1 protein-coding gene is annotated in these 1,201 nt (G+C 75.9%); it reads right to left on the reverse strand.

Translation table 11 applies throughout. From position 1 onward, the window contains the following. A partial coding sequence (locus H5J30_RS34410) for an acyltransferase domain-containing protein (RefSeq protein WP_258563682.1) occupies positions 1-1,166 on the reverse strand: 1,166 nt, incomplete at its 3' end. Positions 1,167-1,201 lie beyond the last annotated feature (35 nt).

Below are 1,201 nucleotides of genomic sequence, written 5' to 3' on the forward strand. Positions count from 1 at the left end.
CAGCGGTGCAGCGCCGGCACCACCTCGCGCAGCGTGTCCTCGCCGACCCCGGGCAGCTCCCGGCGCAGCGCCTCGGTGTCGGCCTGCTCGACCAGCGCCCAGAACGCGTCGTCCGTCCCGCCTTCGCGCCCGTCGCCCTCCTGCGGCGTCCTGTCGTCGCGGTCGGCGAGCCAGTAGCGGCGGCGCTGGAAGGGGTACGTGGGCAGCGGCACCGTCCGGGCGCCGGGGAAGAGCACCTGCCAGTCCGGCACCACACCGGCGGCGTACGCCTCCGCCAGCGCCTGCTTGAAGCGCGGCTCGCCGTCCTCGCCGCGGCGCAGCGTGCCCAGCGCCCGCCCCTCGGTCTCCGTCGCGTCGAGGACCTGCTCGATCGCGGGCACGAGCACCGGGTGCGCGCCCATCTCCAGGAACACGGTGTGGCCCGCGTCCATCAGCCGCTCCGCGGTCTGCGCGAAGAGGACGGGGGAGCGCAGGTTGCGGTACCAGTACGCGGCGTCCAGCGACTCGGTGGGCATCGGCCCGCCGGTGACGGTGGAGTAGAACGGCACCTCCCCGGCCCGCGGGGTGATGGCCGCCAGCTCGCGCAGCATCTCCTCGCGCACCGGCTCGACGAGCGGCGAGTGCGAGGCGTACGCGATGGGCACGGTCCGCGTCCGTACGCCCCGCTCCTCGCAGTCGCGCATGAACGCCCGCACGTCCGCGTCGACACCCGCGACGACCGTGGCCGACGGCCCGTTGACGGCCGCGACCCCGACGTCGCCGCCGGTCTCCGCGAGCCGCTTCTCCACCTCCGCGACGGGCAGCGACACCGAGGCCATCGAGCCGTGCCCGGACAGCGCGTGCACCACCCGGCTGCGTACGGCCACCAGCCGGGCGCCGTCCGCCAGCGACAGCGCCCCGGCGACCACGGCCGCCGCGAACTCGCCCTGCGAGTGGCCCACGACGGCGGCCGGCAGCACGCCGTGGTGGCGCCACAGCTCGGCCAGCGAGACCATCACCGCCCACAGCAGCGGCTGCACCACGTCGTCGCGCTCCCAGCACGGGTCGTCCGCGGGGGCGGTCAGCTTCTCGCGCAGCGCGTAGCCGGTGTGCGGGGCCAGGGCCTCGGCGCAGCGCTCCATCGACGCGGCGAACACCGGCTCGGAGTCCCACAGTCCGACGGCCATCCCGGGCCACTGCGCGCCCTGCCCGGAGAAGACGA

The sequence above is a fragment of the Streptomyces phytophilus genome (assembly GCF_013870535.1).
GTDB lineage: Bacteria > Actinomycetota > Actinomycetes > Streptomycetales > Streptomycetaceae > Streptomyces > Streptomyces phytophilus.